This window comes from Neobacillus sp. GCM10027624 (assembly GCF_042675345.1).
Taxonomy (GTDB): Bacteria; Bacillota; Bacilli; order Bacillales; family Cytobacillaceae; genus Neobacillus; species Neobacillus cucumis_D.
The window spans coordinates 1-1,436 of the sequence record NZ_JBHTHD010000026.1; the positions used below are offsets into that span (position 1 = coordinate 1).

General features: G+C 35.9%; 1 protein-coding gene. It reads left to right on the forward strand.

Annotated features, from left to right (window positions below; translation table 11 throughout):
* Positions 1-56: 56 nt before the first annotated feature.
* Positions 57-1,405 (forward strand): IS3 family transposase gene (locus ACFQZ9_RS28645; RefSeq protein ID WP_498946758.1). Its coding sequence is split into 2 segments (ribosomal slippage): positions 57-501 and positions 501-1,405, totalling 1,350 coding nucleotides; the frame shifts between segments, so codons are not numbered across the junction.
* The last annotated feature ends 31 nt before the right edge of the window (positions 1,406-1,436 follow it).

Here is a 1,436-nt window from a genome sequence, read left to right on the forward strand (position 1 = left end):
TGAACTGCACCCCAATTGTTAGACACAAATAACAATTGGAGGTGCAGTTTTTAATTATGACCAAATATAGTTTAGAAACTAAATTAACTGCAGTTACTGCTTACCTTGAAGGCGTGGAATCCTTTGAAGCCACAGCTAAGAAACACAACGTGAGTACAACTATGTTAAAAAAATGGGTAGCTAAATATAGAAAGCATAGTTTGGCAGCTTTTCAAGGAACATATACAAATTATTCAGTAGAGTTTAAAATGGACGTAATTAATTATATAAATGAAATGGGAGCGTCCATTGAGGAAGCTACAACAGTATTTAATATTCCTGCCTCTGGCACTGTGTGGAATTGGGTACATTTATTTGAAACACAAGGGATTGACGCTCTCCAACGGAAAATGAAAGGGCGTCCATCCATGAAAAAAGAAATCAAGAAAACTCAACCAGTTGAAGGATCACAAGAAGCATTACTCGCTGAAATTGAACGTTTACGCATGGAAAATGCCTATTTAAAAAAGTTGAATGCCTTAGTTCAGGAAAAGGAAAGATTACAGAACAAGACAAAGCGAAGGTAATCTATGAGCTAAGGCATGAATTTAAAATAATTAACTTAGTAAAAGTGGCTGATATCCCGCGAAGCACATATTATTACTGGGTAAAACAAATGAATCGACCGGATAAATATAGCGAAGTAAAGAGAGTTATCCAACAGATTTTTGACGAAAACCAAGGTCGTTATGGCTATCGTCGTATTACATTGGAACTGCGTAATCAAGGCTATTTGTTCAATCACAAAACAGTTCGTCGGTTAATGAAGGAACTAGGGTTAAAATGTCTTGTCCGTATGAAAAAGTATCGTTCATACCGAGGACAAGTAGGCAAAATTGCTCCTAATATTTTAGAACGTGATTTTCAAGCAACTAATCCTAATGAAAAATGGGTAACAGATGTAACGGAATTTCACTTATTTGGGGAGAAACTATATTTTTCGCCTGTCCTCGACCTTTATAACGGCGAAATCATTGCGTATAATTATGAAAACCGTCCAGTTTACCCACTTGTTTCTAAGATGTTGGATAAGGCATTTAATAGATTAAAAGATGGGGATATCCCTATTCTTCACTCTGATCAGGGCTGGCATTATCAGATGAAACAGTATCAACATGCATTAAAAGGACATGGAATTACACAAAGCATGTCTCGTAGAGGTAACTGTCTAGATAACGCAGTAATGGAGAATTTCTTTGGCTTATTAAAGAGTGAATTACTTTACCTCAGAGAATTTGAGAGTATGGAGCATTTTAAACTAGAATTAGATAATTACATTCATTATTACAATCACAAACGAATTAAGGCAAAATTAAAGGGCATGAGTCCGGTTGAATACCGAATTCATGCCCAGGAAGCTGCCTAATATTTGTGTCTAACTTTTTGGGTTCAGATCA